20 protein-coding genes are annotated in these 20299 nt (G+C 63.4%); 16 read left to right on the plus strand and 4 right to left on the minus strand.

Annotated elements, in window-relative coordinates; translation table 11 throughout:
• The first annotated feature begins 41 nt into the window (after window positions 1-41).
• The 4 genes from ASD31_RS24880 (at window position 42) to ASD31_RS24895 (ending at window position 3943) form a co-directional block, all read left to right on the plus strand.
• A complete protein-coding gene (locus tag ASD31_RS24880; RefSeq protein WP_056340583.1) occupies window positions 42-470 on the plus strand; it encodes an META domain-containing protein in 429 nt (142 codons plus the stop codon).
• Between the two features lie 38 nt (window positions 471-508).
• Entirely contained in the window at window positions 509-1639 is a 1131-nt protein-coding gene (locus ASD31_RS24885) for an alpha/beta hydrolase (RefSeq protein ID WP_244483956.1), read from the plus strand.
• A 154-nt stretch (window positions 1640-1793) separates the two neighbouring features.
• Window positions 1794-3233: a GntP family permease gene (locus tag ASD31_RS24890; protein ID WP_056340587.1), complete on the plus strand. Its 1440-nt coding sequence runs from the start codon at window positions 1794-1796 to the stop codon at window positions 3231-3233.
• An 11-nt stretch (window positions 3234-3244) separates the two neighbouring features.
• Window positions 3245-3943, plus strand: a complete 699-nt coding sequence (locus ASD31_RS24895) for an urease accessory protein UreF (protein WP_244483957.1) — start codon at window positions 3245-3247, stop codon at window positions 3941-3943.
• 4 nt (window positions 3944-3947) lie between these two features.
• On the opposite strand, the gene ASD31_RS24900 is transcribed toward ASD31_RS24895, so the two are convergent.
• Complete coding sequence (locus ASD31_RS24900; protein ID WP_056340591.1) at window positions 3948-5672, minus strand: hypothetical protein; 1725 nt, start codon at window positions 5670-5672, stop codon at window positions 3948-3950.
• Window positions 5673-5853: 181 nt separating this feature from the next.
• Between ASD31_RS24900 and ASD31_RS24905 the strand changes: the two genes are divergently transcribed.
• The 4 genes from ASD31_RS24905 (at window position 5854) to ASD31_RS24920 (ending at window position 11074) form a co-directional block, all read left to right on the plus strand.
• Window positions 5854-6117, plus strand: a complete 264-nt coding sequence (locus tag ASD31_RS24905; protein WP_056340594.1) for a YMGG-like glycine zipper-containing protein — start codon at window positions 5854-5856, stop codon at window positions 6115-6117.
• Between the two features lie 167 nt (window positions 6118-6284).
• Window positions 6285-7376: an efflux RND transporter periplasmic adaptor subunit gene (locus tag ASD31_RS24910; protein WP_244483965.1), complete on the plus strand. Its 1092-nt coding sequence runs from the start codon at window positions 6285-6287 to the stop codon at window positions 7374-7376.
• Window positions 7373-10537, plus strand: a complete 3165-nt coding sequence (locus tag ASD31_RS24915; RefSeq protein WP_056340599.1) for an efflux RND transporter permease subunit — start codon at window positions 7373-7375, stop codon at window positions 10535-10537. Before ASD31_RS24910 ends, ASD31_RS24915 begins: the two co-directional genes overlap by 4 nt.
• Window positions 10538-10555: 18 nt before the next feature.
• On the plus strand, window positions 10556-11074 hold the full coding sequence (locus ASD31_RS24920) for a YqhA family protein (RefSeq protein WP_056340602.1): 519 nt from the start codon (window positions 10556-10558) through the stop codon (window positions 11072-11074).
• A 32-nt stretch (window positions 11075-11106) separates the two neighbouring features.
• Here ASD31_RS24920 and ureG read toward each other — a convergent pair whose 3' ends face one another.
• Complete coding sequence (gene ureG, locus ASD31_RS24925) at window positions 11107-11742, minus strand: urease accessory protein UreG (RefSeq protein ID WP_056340605.1); 636 nt, start codon at window positions 11740-11742, stop codon at window positions 11107-11109.
• 175 nt (window positions 11743-11917) lie between these two features.
• Between ureG and ASD31_RS24930 the strand changes: the two genes are divergently transcribed.
• The 8 genes from ASD31_RS24930 to ASD31_RS26160 all read left to right on the plus strand — a co-directional run bounded on the left by ASD31_RS24930 (window position 11918) and on the right by ASD31_RS26160 (window position 18648).
• The gene (locus tag ASD31_RS24930) at window positions 11918-12742 is read left to right on the plus strand and encodes an urease accessory protein UreD (RefSeq protein ID WP_056340608.1); all 825 of its coding nucleotides are present in this window, start codon (window positions 11918-11920) and stop codon (window positions 12740-12742) included.
• A 23-nt stretch (window positions 12743-12765) separates the two neighbouring features.
• Window positions 12766-13068 (plus strand): urease subunit gamma, encoded by a 303-nt coding sequence (gene ureA, locus ASD31_RS24935; RefSeq protein WP_056340611.1) that lies wholly within the window; start codon window positions 12766-12768, stop codon window positions 13066-13068.
• Between the two features lie 10 nt (window positions 13069-13078).
• Complete coding sequence (locus ASD31_RS24940) at window positions 13079-13384, plus strand: urease subunit beta (protein WP_056340613.1); 306 nt, start codon at window positions 13079-13081, stop codon at window positions 13382-13384.
• Window positions 13385-13393: 9 nt separating this feature from the next.
• Window positions 13394-15097 carry an urease subunit alpha gene (ureC, locus tag ASD31_RS24945; RefSeq protein ID WP_056340616.1) on the plus strand — a complete coding sequence of 568 codons (1704 nt, stop codon included), beginning with the start codon at window positions 13394-13396 and terminating at the stop codon, window positions 15095-15097.
• A 69-nt stretch (window positions 15098-15166) separates the two neighbouring features.
• Window positions 15167-16198 carry an urea transporter gene (locus tag ASD31_RS24950; protein ID WP_056340618.1) on the plus strand — a complete coding sequence of 344 codons (1032 nt, stop codon included), beginning with the start codon at window positions 15167-15169 and terminating at the stop codon, window positions 16196-16198.
• Window positions 16199-16235: 37 nt separating this feature from the next.
• Complete coding sequence (gene ureE / locus ASD31_RS24955) at window positions 16236-16706, plus strand: urease accessory protein UreE (RefSeq protein WP_082520693.1); 471 nt, start codon at window positions 16236-16238, stop codon at window positions 16704-16706.
• Window positions 16707-16742: 36 nt separating this feature from the next.
• Window positions 16743-18407 (plus strand): alpha/beta hydrolase, encoded by a 1665-nt coding sequence (locus ASD31_RS24960; protein WP_244483958.1) that lies wholly within the window; start codon window positions 16743-16745, stop codon window positions 18405-18407.
• 10 nt (window positions 18408-18417) lie between these two features.
• Window positions 18418-18648, plus strand: coding sequence for a hypothetical protein (locus ASD31_RS26160; protein ID WP_156392798.1), 231 nt, complete (start codon window positions 18418-18420; stop codon window positions 18646-18648).
• Between the two features lie 9 nt (window positions 18649-18657).
• Here ASD31_RS26160 and ASD31_RS24965 read toward each other — a convergent pair whose 3' ends face one another.
• Window positions 18658-19245 (minus strand): DJ-1/PfpI family protein, encoded by a 588-nt coding sequence (locus tag ASD31_RS24965; protein ID WP_056340624.1) that lies wholly within the window; start codon window positions 19243-19245, stop codon window positions 18658-18660.
• A gap of 66 nt (window positions 19246-19311) precedes the next feature.
• Complete coding sequence (locus ASD31_RS24970) at window positions 19312-20280, minus strand: substrate-binding domain-containing protein (protein ID WP_156392799.1); 969 nt, start codon at window positions 20278-20280, stop codon at window positions 19312-19314.
• Window positions 20281-20299 lie beyond the last annotated feature (19 nt).

Raw genomic sequence — 20299 nt, forward strand, 5'->3', positions numbered from 1 at the left:
CCGCCGCACTGCAAACCGACCGGATTGAGCCAGGAGGCGACATGAATTTCAGATATCGGGACTTTGCCGGAGCAACGGTGATGCTGCTCGCGGCCGCCGGAACGGCCTGGGCTCAAACGAGCGGGCCTGCCATCGTCGGAGCCTGGAAGCTCACCCGGATCGTCGGAAACGACGCGGTGCCGGGCGTGCTGGCAACCGTCGAGATCAGCCAGGACGGAAAGCTGACGGGCGACGCCGGCTGCAACCGCTTCGTCGGCACCATCAGCATCAAGGAAGATTCCGTGCAGGTGTCCCAGGTCGTCTCCACCCGCCGTTTGTGCCTCAATCCGGTGCAGGCGCAGGAAGATGCCCTACTGCGATCCCTCGAGACGATCACGCGGGCCGATATCGACGATACCGGCCACCTCGTGATGCGCAATGACCGGGAGGTCGTTCTCGAGGCAACCGCGCTTGCCGAACAGCCAAGGTGACCCCGTTTGCCCCGATCGGTCGATGCAAAGGCAGGCTGATGCCACGGCTGATCGCCCTTTGCGCCGCCATGATCCTGACCGCCTGCACGATGCAGCGCGCGCCGACTGGCCTGCAGCCCGCCGGCTTGCCCGCGGAGACGGGATCCGCGACGCCCGTCTTTCTTGCGACGAACAGGCAGAAGACCATGATCGCTGCCAGACCGTTTTCAGCCGACCGGTCATTGACGCTCAATTTCGCCCGTTTCGACGTCACCGCCCCAGCCCGCCGGCGTCTGGGCGAGGTTCCTGTCGGCGGAAACGATCCCCGGCATCATTTCACCGCGACATACCGTGACATAGACGGCCGCGCGCGGCTCATTGCCGAGATCAACGCCGCACTGGAGCGGCTTCCGTCACACAATCGGGAAATCTTCATTTTCGTCCACGGCTACAACAACAACATTTCGGAGAGCCTTTTCCGGACGGCGCAGATCGTCACCGACTTTGGAATCCAATCGGTGCCACTGCACTATGCCTGGCCGTCTGCCGGCTCGCTGCCGCTTTATGTGTTCGACCGCGACAGCGCGATCTTCGCCCGTGACGGGCTTGCCGAAACGATCGAACTGGCCGCGCAGACGAAAGCGAAGGACGTGGTTTTGGTCGCCCATTCGATGGGCGCCTTTGCGACGATGGAGGCGCTGCGAACACTGGCGCTTCGCGGGAAATCCGCCACGTTCAAGCGGTTCGGCGGCGTTGTCCTGGCTGCGCCCGATATCGATGTCGATGTCTTCGACAGCCAGCTCGCCGATATCGGCGCGCTGCCCGTCCCCTTCACCATTCTGGTCTCGCAGCGCGACCGCGCAATCGGCCTGTCGCGTTTCCTGGCCGGCGGACACCCGCGCGTTGGCAATGTCCACGACATCGCCCTTCTGCAAAGCAGCGGCATCACGGTCATCGATGTCTCGCGTGTGGACGGCGGCGGCCACACCGTATTCGCCCAGTCCGAGGCGATGACGAAACTTGTCGAAAACAGCCGGATGGCCCGCAACGCCCTCGTCAGCGGCAACACGACACTTTCCCCCGCCAGTCTCGCCGAGGCCGTGGCGACAAGCGCCGTGGCGCTTCCCTTGACCATTTTCCTGCCCGACGGAACTCTTTTCGGCGGCACGACCGGACAGAGGAGGCCCTGACAGGTCATCGACATCGAATGCAGCTGGAAAAAACAAGGCTCGTGCCGGACCGGTACCGTGTTCCCGCTTGAACTATACAACCAGAAAATGCTTCAATGCCTTTCGCTTACTTTCCAGGCGTGGCTGTTGAACGAACAAAATAGGAAGAAAGCTCATGGGGCTGTTTGGAATTTTGCTCGCGCTCGCCCTCCTGATGTGGTTTGCCTATCGCGGCTGGAGTGTGCTGCTTCTGGCGCCTGCCGCGGCGCTCATCGCCGCCCTCATCTCCGGCGAGCCCCTGTTGCCGCATTGGACCTCGACATTCATGAGCGGCACGGCACGCTTCGTGGCGCAATGGCTTCCCCTGTTCCTGCTGGGCGGTATTTTCGGCAAGATGATGGATGACAGTGGCTCCATCACGTCGATCGCCCGCTTCCTGACGGAGAAGCTGGGCGTCAAGCGGACCATGCTTTCGGTGGTTCTCGCCTCCGCCGTCGTTACCTATGGCGGCGTCAGCGTATTCGTGGCGTTCTTCGTGCTGGTTCCGATGGCGCGCGAAATGTTCAAGGCCGCCAATATCCCGACACGGCTGATGCCGGCGGCGATCGGGCTTGGCGCGTTCACCTTCACCATGTCGGCGATGCCGGGGACGCCCTCGACGAACAATGCCATCCCGATGCCCTATTTCGGCACGACGACCTTCGCCGCTCCCGGCCTCGGCATTATCGCGTCCATCATCACCCTCGCCTTCGGCCTGTGGTGGCTGGCACGCATCGAGGCGAAGGCGCGCGCAACCGGCGAAGGCTATGTCGATGACGAAGACGGTGCCGTCCTCATCAGCGAGAAGGTGCGCGAGCAGGCGACCGTTTCCGGGGACTTCGATCCGAACGAGCTGACGCACGGCCAGCGCAGCGACACGGCCCCGTCCTTCTTCTTTGCCGTCCTGCCCCTCGCCGTCGTCATCGCCGTCAACTTTCTCATGGCGCTGGTGGTGCTGCCGCGCATCGATTTCTCCGCCGCGGAAGCGGCCCTCGGCATCAACATCTCTTCCACGATCGGCGTCTGGGCGGTCCTGATCGCGCTGGCTGCGGCGATCGTCACCGCCATCGCGGTCAATTACGGGCGCCTCGGCAGCCTGCGCGAGAGCCTCGATGCCGGCGCGAACTCCGCAGTTCTGCCGATCATGACGGTGGCGAGCCTCGTCGGCTTCGGCGCGGTCGTCGCGGCGATGCCTGCCTTCGCCGTCGTCCGGGACGCGGTGCTGGAGATTCCCGGCGGTCCTCTCGTGTCGCTGGTCGTCGCGATGAACTCGCTGGCGGCCCTGACGGGAACGGCCTCGGGCGGCATGGCGATCGCGCTCGATGCGCTCGGCAGCGAATATATGCGGCTTGCCGGCGAGTATGGCATCAACCCCGAGCTGATGCACCGCCTGACGACCATCAGCGCCGGCACACTCGACGCCCTGCCCCATAACGGCACGGTGCTGCTGCTGCTCCAGATCAGCAAGCAGACCCATGCCGGCAGCTACTTCGACATGGTGATGACCGTGATCGTCAGCGTCATCATTTCACTCGTCGCCGTGTTCATCCTGGGCGCGACATTCGGCTCCTTTTGAGTTTCCCGCCGGTGCAGCACGCTCCAGATTCATCCGGCATCGCCGAGAGCGGCATTCCGATCCACCTGCTCCGGCTCGTCAGCCCGAGCCAGCCGGTCGGCGCGTTCTCCTATTCCCGCGCCCTGGAATGGGCCGTCCATGCCGGCACGGTGAACGACGAGGCGTCGGCAGCATCCTGGATTTTCGGCCTCATCGAGCATAGCTACGCAGCGCTCGACGGAGCCCTGTTCTGGCGCATGATGCAGGCCTTGCAGGCAGGCGACCAGACTGCTTTCCTGAAAGCCGACACCTGGCTTTCGTCGGCGCGCGAAAGCCGCGAGATCGAGCTTGAGGACCGGCGGATGGGTGAATCCCTGCTTCGCCTCCTCCAGGAACTCGACGTACCCGACGCCAAAACGCTCACGGAGCGGAAACTCGGCTTCCCCGCCGCCTTTGCGCTCGCCGCGACCCATTGGGAGATCGACCCGCAAGCCGCGCTGCGCGGTCTCCTGTGGAGCGTCATCGAGAACCAGGTGACGGCCGCCATCCGGCTCGTGCCGCTGGGGCATACGGCCGGCCAGCGCATTCTCGTCGCAAGCCCCCCGGTGATCGAGCGCGCAGCGCAAAAGGCGGCGTCCTTGAGCGATGAGGAGATCGGCAATGCCGCGCCGGCCATGGCCATGGCAAGCGCCTGGCACGAGACCCAGTACAGCCGCCTCTTCCGCTCCTGAGCGCCTAGCGGGACTTCACCAGCCCGGAAAAGCCGGCGACCGCCAGAAGGCCAAGCGCCCAGCCGATGACCGATTGGAAGAAATAGTAGCGCAGCGCGAAGGTGCCGCCCGGCTTCATCGAGTCCGGCCGCCAGAACTCCTTCTGTCCGATCGACAGGACGGGCAGGAGGACATCGAGCGAATACATGCCGGCATTGAACTCCGGATAGCTGGATGCCTCCGGTTGATCGAGGAAGCAAGCGAGCTGCGTTTGCCCGGCCCGGGCGCGACCGAGCATGGTCTGGCCGCTGGAGGGCATGTAACGCTGTTCCGTTTCAGGAAGGTTGCACATCGTCCATTCCAGCGAGCGCAGCATAACCGGGCTGTTGGGCTTCATTGCGCCGCTCTCGTAGGCGAAGAAGAAGACCCCGATGCCGGTGACCCAAAACAGAATGATCCAGATGAAGGCGTAGAGCGGCTGCCGGCCATAGCGCACGGTTATGTTCAGAATGCCATCGCGGAGCGTGAGGGCAAAGCGCAAGAGCCAACTGCGCGTGCGCGCCCGGCGGGCCCGACGCAGCAACCGCTCCTTGGCGATCAGCACCTCCCGCGTATCCTCGTCGTGCCCCATATCGGAAAAGACCGCCGACAGGTGTTCGTAGGGCTGCGGCCAGAAATCCGTGTCCCAGCGCACCGCGGTCTGTCGCGCCAGCCATTCAAGACGGCTCCCTGCATCGACGGGACCACCGATGAAGGCGCCGTACTGGCAGCGGTTCAGCAACAGATCACCTTTCTTCGGCCAGCTCTGCCGGTCGTCGTCGATCGCCCCGACGGTAGCGGCCGTCAGGTCCAGTACACCATCGACCACCGCCTCTTGTCGCAGCACGAATGCACCCGCGATCGCTGCGTGATTGAGCCGCAGCGCGAAATCCCCGGGCTGAGAAAGGCGTGCGGCGGTGCAGTTGACATCTCCTCCAACCCGGACGGCCACCAGACGGACCTCGCCGGAGACGCGTGCGCCACTCAGAATGAAATGGCCCTCCACCACGAGGGCATCGCCATTCAGCGCGACGGCATCCGGCCGTTCTATCCGAACGCCGGCCGCATTCACGCCCCCGCCCAGCTTTGCCGAGGAGAGATTGATGCCGCCTGTCACCTCGGCCCCGCGCAGCAGGACGCTGCCGCGCGCCTCGATTCCGCCGGCATCCAGCGCCGTCTCGCCGGGCAGGTCGAGACAGACCCCGTCGGCTTCCAGCGCCCCGCTGAGGCGCGCGCCGGCCAGCCTGACCGCCCCGGTGAAGACCGCGCTCTTCATCGATACGGACCCACGCGCCTCCAGCCGCTCCGCCCGCAGCCCCGGCAACCGGGAGCCGTCGAGAAACAGGCTGTCGATAATTGCCGAGCGCAGGACGGGAACAGATTCGAAATGGCAGTCCTTCAGGCCGATATCCCGGGGGATGCGGCAACCCTCGAGGTCGAGGACGCCCGTTATCCAGGCCCCGCCGAGCTTGAGACCCCTTCGTTGCCGGGATGAACCGCTGTCCTTGAGGATGAGAAAGCGCAGGAATTCGGCGCGCACGGAACGCTGGGGATCGGCCTCTTGCGGCCGAAGACCGTCGCCGATACGATCGAGGCCGGTGCCCTGCACATTGGCGACGATCTCGGCTTCCGCCGGGGAAAGCGGAAGAAAATCGTCAAGGCTGGCCTCGGAAACAGACGGCACGTTTATCTTCCCTGTTTCGTCGTCCATGTCCGGCCCCCGGCTTTCATCAGCAGTTACTTGCATGTCAAAGCTTACACAATATTGCTCTCTGCCCGGTATTTCGCGAAAATCGCTGAAATTTTCTTAAGGATGCTAAATATCGCTTATAGACTGTGACGCACGCAATGTTACGGTGCGACCGTCTACAACACAGATATAGGGTAATTCCATGAAAAGAACTTCCCTTCTTCTCCTCTTCCTCGGAATGCTTGCCGTCACGGGATGCACATCCACGGAGCGCGGCGCGGGCATCGGTGCTGCATCCGGTGCGGTGATCGGTGGAGCGGTCACCGGCAATGTGCGTGGCGCTGCTGTCGGTGCCGCGGTCGGCGGCGTTACAGGCGCCGTCATCGGCAACGTCGCAGGACAGCCCGGCCGGTGCTACTATCGCGACCGTCACGGCAGACGCTACATCGACGCCTGCCCCCGCTGAGGGCTGGCGACAGGCTTCTGCCTCTTCCGCTCACCCGTCCCGCCTCCCGCGCCTGCGCCTCGACAGTGCCAGCGCGGGGGGCCGTTTCCTTCCGGAGTGTTCTCATGAAGCCTTTTTCCGGTATGCCACGCATCTGCGGCGCCATCCTGCTCGCCGCAACGAGCCTCATGCCGGTCAGCCTGGCGGCACAGACGGCGGCCACGGTAGGCACCGTGACGGTCCAGGTGGACGACGTATCGCCAAATCATGAATTCGTCGGCCGGGTCGAGGCCATCGATACGGTCGATGTGCGCTCCCGCATCGAGGGCTTCATCGACAAGCGGCTGTTCGACGAAGGAGGTCCTGTCGAAGCCGGCCAGCCACTTTTCCTGATCGATGCCCGCGGACTTGAGATCGCCCTGGCCGAGGCGAAGGCCAATCTGGCGAGCGCGAAAGCCACGCTTGACGACGCCACCCGCCGTTTTGAGCGCAACCGCACCTTGAGCCAAACAGTTTCACGGGCGGTGCAGGAGGAAAGCCAGGCGGCACGCGACACCGCGCAGGCGGCCCTGCTTTCGGCCGAGGCCAGGGTAAGCCAGGCCGAACTCAACCTCAGCTACAGCAGGATAACTTCTCCCCTGAAAGGCCGCATCGGCGCGGCATCTCTTTCTGCGGGCAGCTTCGTCAATGCCTCCTCGCCGGCCTTGGTCAGGGTCGTGCAGACCGATCCTATCCGCGTGGTCTTCTCCGTGAGCGACCGGACGGTTCTGGATTTGCGCGCGGCGGCAGGCGGGATCAGCACGGACGCGCTCGCCCAACGCTTCGAACCGAAGCTGCGCCTTTCGAACGGGCAGCAATACGACCAGGCAGGCAGGATCGAGTTCTTGGGAAACGAAATTGACGAGCGGACCGGTACGTTGGCGGTCCGCGCGCAGTTCGCCAATCCGAACTTCCTGCTCGTACCGGGCCAGTTCGTGACGGTCGTGATCACCGAGGCCGAGCGCAAGATGCGTCCCGTGGTTCCCATTGGCGCCGTACAACAGGACCGCGAGGGCAAATACGTGCTTCTCGTCGACCCGGACGGCAAGGCGGCCCTGCGCCGCATCACGGTTTCTGAACAGGCGAACGGCAACTGGACGGTCGATAGCGGCCTCGACGGAGGAGAAACGCTGATCGTCGAAGGCCTCGCCAACGTCGCCGAAGGATCGCCCGTCACCGCCCAACCGATATCGGACGGCGACGGCACCGCAACGGCCTCGCAGCCGGATGCCGTACAATGAATATTTCCGCTCCCTTCATCGGCCGACCGCGACTTGCGATGGTCATCGCGGTCATCATGCTGATCGCCGGCACCGTCGCGCTTCTGCAGATACCCGTCGCCCAGTTCCCGCAGATCACGCCGCCCGAAGTGCAGGTGTCGGCGAGTTATCCGGGCGCCAATGCCAGCGTCATGACCGACAGCGTCGGCGCGCCGATCGAGGATCAGGTGAATGGCGTCGAGGACATGCTCTACATGTCCTCCTCCAGCACCAACAACGGCACCTACAGCCTGACAATAACCTTCGCGCCGGGAACCGATCCCGCCATCGCGCAGGTCAATGTGCAGAACCGCGTCTCGATGGCGACCCCCCGCCTACCAGCCGCGGTCACCCAGACGGGCGTTTCCGTGCGAAGCCGCTCGTCCAGCATGCTGATGGGCCTTGCGATCTATTCGCCGAAGGGCACGCACGACAACGTCTTCCTCAGCAACTACGCGACGGTCAACATCCGCGATGCCATCTCCCGTCTGCCGGGTGTGGGCGAGGCGAGTGTGTTCGGCCCGACCTACGCCATGCGGATCTGGATGAACCCGGACCGCATGCAGGCGCTCGGCGTCACCGCGGCGGACTTGACCGCGACCATTCGGGCGCAGAACGCGCAGGCTTCCGCGGGCCAGATCGGCGCGCCGCCCTCCGCGTCCGGCCAGGAGTTGCAACTGACCGTGCAGGCCCAGGGGCGGCTTGCCGACGAGAGGGAATTCGGCAACATCATCGTGCGCACGAACCGCGACGGCGCGATCGTGCGCCTTCGCGACGTCGCGCGCGTCGAGCTCGGCGCCCAGTCCTACGACACCACATCGACGCTCAACGGCCTGCCGAGCGCCACCCTCGTCGTCTACCAGTCCTCCGACGCCAACGCGCTTTCGGTTTCTAACGCTGTCGTCAGCGAGCTTGAAACGTTATCCCAGCAATTCCCGGACGACATCGCCTATACGGTGGTCTTCGACACGACCAGCTTCGTCAAGGAAACCATCCGCGAGATTTTCATAACGCTGGCGGTCACCTTCGCCCTCGTCGTCGCCGTGGTCTTCGCTTTCCTTCAGGACTGGCGGGCGACGGTCATCCCGACCCTGACGATCCCGGTGTCGCTCATCGGTGGCTTCGCCATTCTGTTCGTGCTCGGCTATTCCGCCAACACGATCACGCTCTTCGCGGTTATCCTCGCCATCTCTCTCGTGGTCGACGATGCGATCATCGTCGTCGAGAACGTCCAGCGCATCATGGACGAGACCGGGGCGAATGTGCGGGATGCAACCTTACGAACCATGGAGCAGGTCACGGGTCCGATCGTGGCCACGACGCTGGTGCTCGCCGCCCTTTTCGTGCCGGTGGCCTTTCTTGCCGGCATCACCGGCGAACTCTACCGCCAGTTCGCCGTGACGATCCTCATCACGATCGTCTTTTCGACGATCAACGCGCTGACCCTCAGCCCGGCCTTGTGCGTTCTGATGCTCCGCCCCTCGCCCAAGCGCCGTCACGGCCTGTTCGAGAAACTGAACGGCGGCCTCGATGCTTCCCGGCGCTTCTACCTGAAACTGCTGCTCGCCTTCGCGCGGCGGTTCGTGCTGGCCTCGTTCATCCTCGTCGCCGTCGTCGGTGGCATCTATGGCCTCTTCCGTGTCCTGCCGACCGGCTTCGTGCCTGCCGAGGACCAGGGCTACCTGTTCATGAACGTCCAGCTGCCGAATGCCGCATCGCTGGAGCGCACGGAACAGACGATCGCCGAGGTCAGCGCGCTTCTTCAGCGCACGCCCGGCATCGCCAACACGATCGGAATTGCCGGCATGAGCATGATCGGCGGCGGCGGCTCGAATTCCGGCATGATCATCTCGGCGCTTGACCCGTGGAGCGAACGGGGGCCGGACCAAAGCGTCTTCGCGCTGATGGGACGGCTGCGTGCAGAGTTCGCGACAATCTCGTCGGCATCGGTCATCCCCTTCAACCCGCCGGCCATTCCCGGCCTCGGCACGACGGGCGGCTTCGACTTTCGCCTTCAGGCACGCGCCGGGCAGAGCCAGGGCGAGCTTGCCGAGGTCATGCGCAGCCTCATCATCCGCGCGAACCAGACGCCGGGCCTTGCCGCCGTCTTCAGCACCTTCTCGGCCGATGTGCCGCAGCTTTATCTCGACATCGACCGCGAGCGCGCGGAGCTCTTCGGCGTCTCCCCCGCCACGATCTTCAGCACGCTTCAGGCGCATCTGGGCTCGGCCTATGTGGATGATTTCAACATCCTCTCGCGTGTCTTCCAGATTCGCATTCAGGACGAACCCCGGTTCCGCAGCCGGATCGAGGATATCCAGCGGCTGAGGGTGCGCAGCGGGACGGGCGACCTCGTGCCGCTTCAAGGCCTGCTGTCCATCTCCACGGTCTACGGCCCGAATTCGATCAATCGCTACAACCTCTTCCCTTCCGCCTCGATTAATGGGCAGGCAGGCCCCGGCACCAGCACCGGCGCCGCGCTGAACGCCATGGAGGCGCTGGCGGCGGAAGCCCTGCCGGCCGGATTCGGATACGAATGGACGGGTCTTGCCCTGCAGGAAAAGCAATCCGGCAACGAGACGGTGATAATCCTGATCGCCGGCATCGTGTTCACCTACCTCTTCCTTGTCGCGCAATATGAAAGCTGGAGCGTACCCGTCGCGGTGATGATGTCCGTGACGGTGGCCGTACTGGGCGCTCTGGGGGCACTCGTCGTCGGCGGCATCGACCTCAACATCTATGCCCAGATCGGCCTTCTCCTGCTCATAGGCCTGGCGGCGAAGAACGCCATCCTGATCGTGGAATTCGCCAAGGAGCGGCGCGAAGAGGGAATGAGCATCCTGGAGGCGGCAACGGAAGGAACCTCGCAGCGCTTCCGGCCGGTGCTGATGACCGCGATGGCCTCCGTGCTCGGCGTCGTGCCGCTCGTCCTCGCCACCGGCGCGGGCGCCGGCAGCCGTCAGGCGATCGGCGCAACCGTTCTCGGTGGCCTTCTCGTCGGCACCGTGTTCGGGCTGGTGATCATCCCGCTGCTCTACATTCTCGTGCAGACATTCCGGGAAGCGGCCAAGCGCCGGCTCTTCGGCTCGTCCGGCAGCCCGGACGAGAGCAAGGCCTCATCAATCCCAACGCCTTCCAACTGAAGCCAGGAGAAACAGCGCATGGTATCCCTCTTCAGCGGCCTTCGCTACGTTCTCATCCTCGCCGCCACCGCCGTGCTCTTCGGCGCCTTTCTCATGTTCTGGGAGGCGATCCTGATGCTGCTGGAGGGCTTCAGCATGGCCCGGCTGGATCCGGATTTGTCGGTCATCGTCGCCGTTCTGCGCGCAACCGACAAAATCCTGCTCGGGATCGTGTTGATGGTGGTCGGCTGCGGCATCGCGCTCGGCTTCGCCCTGGACATCCCCCCGGAACAGAGATCGAAGCTTCCACAATGGATGATCATCGACACGGTGGCGGAGTTGAAGAACCTGTTCTTCCAGATGATCATTCTTTACCTGGTGGTGCATTTCGCCGCCCAGGTCGGGGAAACGCAGGCCCCTCTGGAGTGGAACGCGCTCGTTTTGCCCGTCTCCGCGCTGCTTCTCGGCGGGGCCATGAAACTGGCGGCCAGTTCCTCGCACCTGTCGGAACAGGAGCGCAAGAACCGGAATGACGGCCCACCGGGAACACGGGACTGAGCCCGGAGGCGGCCCCGGCGCCGTCCTCCCGGTTACCCGCGGACGCCCTGTGCAGCCTCCAGTCCGCCATTTTCAACGATATAGGCGATGACCGCGTCGAGGCCCTGGCCCCGCGGCAGGTCCGTGAAGCCGAAGGGACGGCCAGCCCGCATGCGCTCGGCATCCGCCTGCATGACGTCGAGGTTCACGTTCACATGGGGGGCGAGGTCCGATTTGTTGATGACGAGGAAATCGGAGCGCGTGATGCCCGGCCCGCCTTTGCGCGGAATTTCCTCCCCCTGGCAGACCGAAATGACATAAAGCGTGAGATCGGCGAGATCGGGCGAGAAGGTCGCCGCCAGGTTATCGCCGCCCGACTCGATGAAGACGATGTCGAGATCCGGGAACTTCCGGTTCATCTCGGCGATGGCCTGGAGGTTGATCGAGGCGTCCTCGCGGATTGCGGTATGCGGGCACCCGCCGGTCTCCACGCCCATGATCCGGTCTTCCGGCAGCGCTTGCTGGCGCGCCAGGATCATCGCATCCTCCTTGGTGTAGATATCGTTGGTGATCACCGCGATCGAGAACCGGCCCCGCAGCGACTTGCAGAGCTTTTCCGTCAGCGTGGTCTTACCCGATCCGACCGGACCGCCGATGCCCACGCGTAAGGGACCATTCTTTGATGCCATTTTCATCGCCTCGAAACTTTGGGGACGACGCCGCATCGTACCCTCGCACAATTCAACCTTGAATATGAATTTTTGTCGAGACAACATTCGGTAGAATGGGATAAATGTGATCTACTCTGAACGACATCTATATCGGGCGGACGAGGCAAGCCGCCTATCTGGGAGGCCTTCGCGTATGGCAAATGGCTGGCATGCCGAGCTTGAGCTGTGGTTTGCGAATGCGCACGGCAAGACACGGCTGATGCGCCGCCGCCATTGCGGCCCGCTCGCCGTTCAGCGCGCATTTCACCCGGAGGCGGACGGTTCGGCCCATGTCTATCTCCTGCATCCCCCAGGGGGCGTCGCGGGCGGCGATCAGCTGGACATCACTTGTCATCTCGCCCCGGAGGCCCGCGCCGTCATCACGACGCCGGGCGCCACCAAGTTCTACCGCAGTGAAAACGGCACGAGTGTGCAGCGCATCTCGATCGACATCGGCGCGGGCGGTATTTGCGAAAATCTGCCGCAGGAGACGATCCTGTTCGAGGGCGCCGATGCCTCGATCGCCACGCGCGTCACCCTTGCCGCCGACGCCGCCTATATCGGCTGGGATCTCGTCAGTCTGGGCCGGCCGGCCATCGGGGAGCGGTTCCTGACCGGCCGCCTTCGCCAGCGTGTCGAAATCTTCCGCGAGGGCGAACCGATCTGGTTCGAGCGGATGGCACTTTCCGGCGCGGCGGGCGCGCTCGACATGTCGTTCGCCCTGGCCGGACGGCCTATCGTCGGAACGATGGTCTATGCCGGGCCGGCGCTCGAAAACACCACCGAGCGCATCCGTGACAGCCTCGGCGACGCCGCGCAAGGCGTCTTCTCGGTAAGCCAGCTCGAACGGGTCATCGTGTGCCGTTATCTCGGCGAACGCATGTCGGAGGGAAAAGCGCTCTTTCTCCAAGCGTGGAGGGTTCTCCGCGAAGGTGGGCTGCGCAAGGCCGCGGTGGCGCCGCGCATCTGGGCAACGTGATTTGAAACAACGAGGATCGATCGATGGAACTATTACCGCGTGAGAAAGACAAGCTCCTGATCTTCACCGCAGGCCTGCTTGCCGAACGCCGCAAGGCGAAAGGCCTGAAGCTGAACTATCCCGAGGTCGTGGCCTACATTTCGGCGGCGCTGCTGGAAGGCGCCCGCGAGGGACGGACCGTGGCCGATCTCATGTCCTACGGGGCGACGCTCCTGACGCGCGACGACGTGATGGAAGGCGTGCCGGAGATGCTCTACAACGTCCAGGTCGAGGCGACGTTCCCCGACGGCACCAAGCTCGTCACAGTCCACAACCCCGTTCCGTAAGGAGGCCACGATGATTCCCGGCGAATATTTTATCGAGGATGGCTCCATCGAGCTGAACAAGGGGCGGCAGACGATCGCCCTCGACGTCGCCAATTCGGGAGATCGCCCGATCCAGGTCGGCTCGCACTACCATTTCTACGAAACCAACACTGCCCTGCTGTTCGACCGCGAAGTGGCGCGCGGTTTCCGCCTCAACATTCCCGCGGGAACGGCGGTCCGTTTCGAGCCGGGCCAGGAGCGCACGGTGGAACTCGTCGCGCTCGACGGCAACCGCGAGGTTTACGGTTTCAACGCCAAAATCATGGGCAAGCTGTAGGAGGCACGGATGGCAACGATCACACGGCAGACCTATGCCGATCTCTACGGCCCCACCAAGGGCGACAGGATACGGCTGGCCGATACGGAACTGGTCATCGAAATCGAGGAAGACCGCACCGTCTACGGCGAGGAAGTGACCTTCGGCGGCGGCAAGGTAATCCGCGACGGCATGGGCCAGGGCCAACGACCGGCGTCGGAGGTGGCCGACGTGGTCATCACCAATGTCATCATCCTCGACCACGGGGGTATCATCAAGGCCGATATCGGCATCAAGAACGGTCGCATCTCCGGCATCGGCAAGGCCGGTAATCCGGATATCCAGCCGGGCGTCACCATTCTCATCGGCGGCGGCACGGATATCATCGCGGGCGAAGGCATGATCGTCACGGCGGGCGCGATCGACACGCATATCCACTTCATCGCCCCGCAGCAGGCGGAAGAGGCGCTGGCGAACGGAACGACGACGCTCGTCGGCGGCGGCATGGGTCCGACCGTCGGCACGCTTGCGACAACCGTCACCGCCGGCCCCTGGGCGATCCATCGCATGCTGGAAGCTGTCGAGGCGCTCCCGATCAATGTCGGGCTGCTCGGCAAGGGCAATGTCAGCCTGCCCGATCCGCTGCGCGAGCAGGTCCGGGCGGGTGTCGTCGGCCTCAAGCTGCACGAGGATTGGGGCACGACGCCCGCGGCGATCGACAATTGCCTCACCGTCGCCGACGAGATGGACATCCAGGTCGCGCTCCACAGCGACACGCTCAACGAGAGCGGCTTCGTGCGCGACACGTTCGCGGCCATGAAGGGACGCACTATCCACAGCTTCCACACCGAGGGTGCGGGCGGCGGCCACGCCCCCGATATCATTACGGCGGCAGGGGAGGAGAACGTCCTGCCGGCATCGACGAACCCGACCCGGCCCTATACGATCAACACCGTCGATGAACATCTCGACATGCTGATGATCTGCCACCACTTGAGTCCGAGCATCCCGGAGGACGTTGCCTTCGCCGAATCGCGCATCCGCCGCGAGACGATCGCCGCAGAAGATATCCTGCACGATCTCGGCGTCTTCTCCATGATGTCGTCGGACTCGCAGGCCATGGGTCGCATCGGCGAGACGACGCTGCGCTGCTGGCAGACGGCGCACAAGATGAAGGTGCAGCGCGGCCCGCTGCCGGAAGACAGCAGCCGGAACGACAATTTCCGCGTCAAGCGCTACGTCGCCAAATACACCATAAATCCGGCCCTGACCCATGGCTTCGCCCACGAGGTCGGCTCCATCCAGGTCGGCAAGCGTGCTGACCTCGTCCTGTACAAACCCGCCTTCTTCGGCGTGAAGCCGCAATTGGTGATGATCGGTGGCATGATCGCGATGGCACCGATGGGCGATCCCAATGCATCGATTTCGACGCCCCAGCCGGTGCATTACCGCCCAATGTACGGCGTTCTGGGCCGTGCACTCGGTTCGACCGGCGTCACCTTCGTGTCGCAGGCCGCACTCGACGACGGGATCGGCGAGAAGCTGAAGCTCCAGAAGCAGCTCGTCGCCGTAAGCGGCACCCGGACCGTGCGCAAGAAGGACATGATCCACAACAACCGTACGCCGAAGCTGGAAGTCGATCCGCAGAACTACAATGTTCGCGTCGATGGTGAACTGATCACCTGCGAACCGGCGGACGTCCTGCCGATGGCGCAGCGTTACTTCCTGTTCTGACACCTTTTGCAAACGGCGCCGGGCGCGATTCTGCGTCCGGTCCCGTCCCTTCGAGCGGGAGCACGGCGCATGCAGACAAACCGTTTTCAGGACCATCCCTCTCTCTCCTTCGCCGACTGGTGCCTGCGGGGCATCGGACAGGTCGTGTTCCAGAACAATCCGCTCTCCGGCCTCGTGATCCTTGCCGCACTGGCGCTGAATTCGTGGATTTATGCGGCGATCTGTGTCGCGGGCGTCGTGGCGGCGACAGGCACGGCCGTGCTCTTGAAGGCCGACAGGGCGCTCATGCGCGACGGCCTGTTCGGCTTCAACGGCGCACTGGTGGGCCTCGCGCTCATTGCCTTCACCAGTGAAAATTTCCGCACCGGCGCCGTGCCGTCACCGGCGATGCTGGTCTATCTCCTCTGCGCGGCAGCGCTGAGCACCATCGCCTTTGCCAGCTTTTCCGCGATTCTTGCACCCTACAGGACGGCGGCACTGACGGCGCCCTTCGTTCTCGTCGGCTGGCTCTTCCTCTTCGCCGTGCTGAAATTCGACGCGATCGACGCCGGGCCGATGGCCAAGCCGATCTCGCCGGAACAATTTTCCGAAACGGTGCCCTATGTCCTCTCGACCTGGTACGAGGGGATAGGCACCTCGATCGGCCAGATCTTCTTCCAGGACAACTGGATTTCCGGCTACCTCATCCTCGTCGGCATTGCCTTGAATTCCCGCATTGGCGCGGCGATGGCCCTTCTGGGCGCGATTGTCGGCACGGCTGTCGCAGCGCTTTATGGCGGCCCGGAGGGTGCGGTGCGCGACGGGTTGTTCGGTTACAACTCGGCTCTGACAGCCATGGCGCTCGGCGGCGTCTTCCTCGTCTTCACTTGGCGAAGCCTGCTCTACGCCCTCTTCGGCGCTGTGGTCGCGAGCTGGCTCTGGGCTTCGATCGCGATCTTCCTGAAACCGATCGGAATGCCGGTCTTGACCTCCACCTTCGTTCTCGTCACCTGGCTGATGCTGCTGGGACAAGGCGCATTCAAGGCTCTCCTGCCGGTGCCTCCGGCGGAATCGACGACACCGGAGGAAAACCGCGCCCGCGCCCTGAACGAACCATCCTGACCCGTCGTCCGAATATCAATCTGAAACGAGGCCATCTTTGCCCTATCGCTCAACGGAAATCCTGCCGAATGACAGCAGCGCAAGCCGCACGCCCATCGACATCGTCGTGCTCGCACACGACCAGCGCCATGTGCGCCGCAAGCTCCTGCACATGCGGCATGACGATGTCGTCATGCTCGACCTCAAGGAGCCCGTGCAACTCGCCCACGGTGATCTTCTCCTGACGGAGACTGGCGAAACGATCGAGGTGATCGCCGCCGACGAGGCGCTCTACGAAGTGACGCCGAAGAACCGCCTGCACCTCGTGGAACTCGCCTGGCATCTCGGCAATCGCCACCTGCCTGCGCAGATCGAGGAGTCACGCATCCTCATCCTGCGCGACCACGTCATCCACGACATGCTGATCGGGCTCGGCGCTTCGGTGCGCGAGATATCCGCACCATTCCATCCCGTACGCGGCGCCTATCATGGCTCGGGCCACGGCCACCACCATCACAGCCATGACTGATCTTCTCAACCGCCTTTCCTCGCCATGCTGACATTCGTGAAACAGCAGATCCTGATCGGCATTGTCCTGCGGTTCCTGCGATCCTTGTCTGCGGGCGGCGTCGTGCTGGGAACGATCTTCTTTGCCGCCTCCCTGACGCCGACGCTCATCCCGCGGACCTTCCTCCTGCAAGGCGCCCTTTCCGGCGCGTGTTTCGCGGTCGGCTATGCGATGGGCGTCGGATGGCGATGGCTCTGGCGCTACATGCAACTGCCCGAGCCACGTGGCCGCCTGGAGCGATGGCTCAAGGCGGCGGTGCTGGGCCTCTGCCTCGTTCTGGCCGTCGTGTTCCTCTGGAAGACGACCGAATGGCAGAACTCGATCCGCGCGTTGATGGAGATGGAACCCGTCGGCAGCGCCCATCCGATCGAGGTCAGCCTGATCGCAATTCTGACCTTCTTGGCCCTGGTGCTGCTGACCCGCCTGTTCATCCTCGTCATCGACCTCATATCGAAAGGCGCGGACCGCCTCATGCCGCCGCGGGTTTCGCGCGTGGTCGGCTTTGCGGTCGGGATCGTGCTCTTCTGGTCCCTCGCGAACGGCCTGCTGGTTCGCTACGTCCTGCATGTGGCGGATTCGTCCTTCGCCGCCCTCGACGCGCTATTCGAACAGGACCGGGAGCGGCCCACCTCCCCGTTGAAGACCGGCAGTGCCGCCTCGCTTCTCGCCTGGGAAGAGCTTGGAAGAACCGGTCGGCGCTTCGTTTCCTCCAGCCCTGGCGTCGAGGAGATCGCGACCGTCACAGGCAAGCCGGCGCTGGAGCCCATCCGCGTCTATGCAAGCCTGCGCGCCGGCGATACGGCCGGCGAGCGGGCGAAGCTCGCTCTTGAGGAATTGAAACGTGTCGGCGGGTTCGACCGCTCGGTCCTCGTCGTGATCACACCGACCGGAACGGGCTGGATCGATCCTGCGGCGATCGACACGGTCGAGTATCTCCATCACGGCGATATCGCCAGCGTGGCGCTGCAATATTCCTATCTCTCCAGCCCGCTCTCGCTGCTGGTCGAGCCCGACTACGGCATGGAAGCAGCCCAGGCTCTTTTTGCCGAAGTCTATGGCTACTGGACGAGCCTGCCACCCGACCACCGGCCGAAACTCTACCTGCACGGCCTCAGCCTCGGCGCCCTGAATTCCGAGCGCTCCACGGATGTTTTCGAAATCCTCGGCGACCCGATCGACGGGGCCCTCTGGAGCGGGCCGCCCTTCGCCAGCCGAATCTGGCGCCAGGTGACGCAAGCGCGCAACGCCGGCTCGCCCGCCTGGCTACCGGAATTCCGCAACGGCGCGACCTTCCGCTTCATGAACCAGAACGGACCGACGGTGCCCACCGAAACACCCTGGGGGCGCATGCGCATCGTCTATCTGCAATATGCCAGCGACGCGATCACCTTCTTCGACTACCACGACCTCTACCGCCAGCCCGACTGGATGAATGCGCCGCGCGGCCCGGACGTGTCTCCGCACCTGCGATGGTTTCCCATCGTGACCATGCTGCAGCTTGCCGTCGACATGGCGGTCGCCAATGGCACGCCCATGGGTTACGGCCATGTCTTCGCCCCGGAACACTATCTCAAGGCCTGGCTGGCCGTCACCGACCCACCGGGCTGGACGCCAGAGAACATCGACAGGCTCGCGCGTCATCTGGCGAAGCGCGACCGATAGGCAAACGGCCATGCCGTTTATCAGCTTCCGAACAGCATCCACGCGCCTGATGCCGCCGCGCGGCGTGACGCCGGTGAAGGATCGACATGCAGCGCCGTTTGCCCCAGGCAATTTGACTGATTGGCGCGATGACAAGAATTACATCCCGTCGCGCAGTGCGCCCTTGAACGCAAAACCCCTGCCTATGGCAAGGCAGGGGTTTACAATTATTGTTGGTTGCGGCGGCGAGCGCCGCCTATGAATTCAACCTTCAAGTGTGTGTGATCTTCGTGCCAAGCACATTCATGCACTCGCGCATGAAGGCACCCAGCCCCGTCCAGCCCTTTGCGGACACCATGTTGCCGTCGACATAGGCTTCGTTCGGCTTGACGTCGATGTAGATGCCGCCAACCGCCGTCACTTCCGGTTCACAGGCGCCGAGGCCAGCAACTTTCCGGCCTTTCAGGACCCCCGGCACGGCCATGAGAATTTGAACTCCGTGGCAGATGGTGAAGATCGGCTTGCCGGTTTCATGGAAATGACGAACCATGGCCTGAACACGCTTGTCCGTCCGGATATATTCCGGACCACGGCCACCTGCCGCATAAACGGCGTCATACTCCTCCACCTTCACCTCGGAGAAGGTCTTGTTGATATCGGCATAGTGGCCGAGCTTTTCGGTATAGGTCTGATCGCCTTCGAAATCGTGTAGCGAAGTCTTGATGCGATCTCCCGCATTCTTGTCAGGGCAAACGACGTGGACCGTGTGGCCCACCGCCTCCATCCCCTGCTGGTACACGTAGATTTCGTACTCTTCGGTAAATTCGCCGGTGAGCATGAGGATCTTCTTGCCGCTCATATCATGTCTCCTGTTGTCTCAGTCGCCGGATGACGCCCGGCCGAGGCCGGGCGTCATCCGAAAGGGTCAAAACGGGGAATCCGGGAAGTAGAACTGATCTGCATTCTCCGGTGTAATCAGTGGTGCATCCAGAAGGAAAGAGCCGCGCATGGGTGCCTGCCCGGTGAACTGACCGGCGGTCATGTAGATCGCTGACTTGATCATCGAAGGCGGATAGGGCGTGGAGATGGGCGTCCGCTGGTCGCCCGCCTTCACCATCTCGATAACCTGCTTCATGCCATTGCCGCCGAGCGCATATTTGATGTCCTTGCGGCCGGCGCGATCGACGGCTTCGATCACCCCGAGCAGCATGTCGTCGTCGTTCGCCCAGACCGCATCGATCTTCGGATATTTGGCAAGATAATCCTGCATCAGTTTGAATGCTTCGTCCTGGTTCCAGTTGGCATACTGGATATCAAGGATCTTGATCTTGGACTGTGCGATCACGTCCGAGAAACCCTTGATGCGCTCATCATCGATGACCGTGGGGATGCCACGGAGCACGACGATCTCGCCTTCACCGCCAAGCTTGTCCACCAGCCAGTGCGCCGTGTTTGCACCAACGGCGATGTTGTCACCGGCAACGTAGAGATCCTGGACGGATTTGTCCGTCAGTCCTCGGTCAACCACGGCAATGAAGGTGCCCTTTGACTTCACCTGCTCGACCGGCCCTGTCAGCTCCTCCGAGGTGAAGGGAAGGATGACGAGTGCATCGAGAGCCTGCGTGGCGGAGAGGTCTTCGAGAGCCGAGACCTGCGCGGTGGCAGACGGAGCCGTTGAGACAATTACGTCGATGTTCGGAAACGCTGCCTCGATTTCCTTCTCGGCCTGTTCCGCATGGTAAACGACGCCGCCTGTCCAGCCATGAGTTGCCGCAGGGATGGAAACCGCAATGGTAACGTCTCGTTCCTGGGCTTGGACAAGACCAAGCGGCATCGCGAGAGCGATGGCTGCAGTGGATAGTAACAACTTTGCCTTCAGGGTAATGGACTTCATCTTCTCCTCCTTTTGAAGT

This window comes from Rhizobium sp. Root482, assembly GCF_001426565.1.
Lineage (GTDB): Bacteria > Pseudomonadota > Alphaproteobacteria > Rhizobiales > Rhizobiaceae > Pararhizobium.